The organism is Novosphingobium beihaiense (assembly GCF_022832375.1).
GTDB lineage: Bacteria > Pseudomonadota > Alphaproteobacteria > Sphingomonadales > Sphingomonadaceae > Novosphingobium > Novosphingobium beihaiensis.
On record NZ_JALHLG010000083.1, the window covers coordinates 1 to 350 of the forward strand.

Here is a 350-nt window from a genome sequence, read left to right on the forward strand (position 1 = left end):
CCGTCCCGGATCGCTCGCCTTGCCGGGCAGTAATGGCGCAACCCTCGCCCACTGCGCATCGCTCAACTCGTACCGCTTCACCCCCATTCATAGCCTCCGCCTCGTCGCGGAATCCTATGAAGCAGCACTTACCTCGTTTGGGAATCCTGAATGTCGATCGGACCTAGGGCGAAAGGGATTTCCAATTTGGCTGAGTTCTGATTCAAGCCTTTCTTTTGGAAGGGCGGGTATGGATAGCGGTGACCTGAGCGACACAGAATGGGAATTGATAGGACCGCTGCTTCCGTCCGAGCGCGGCAGGCATGCCCGTCCTGCCGGAGATAATCGGCGCTATCTCAAAGGGATGCTGC

The 350-nt window shown here is 58.0% G+C and carries 1 pseudogene; it reads left to right on the forward strand.

What is annotated here, in order from left to right:
* Window positions 1-229 precede the first annotated feature (229 nt).
* Window positions 230-350: pseudogene (locus MTR66_RS21505) on the forward strand (IS5 family transposase); the annotation flags it as partial.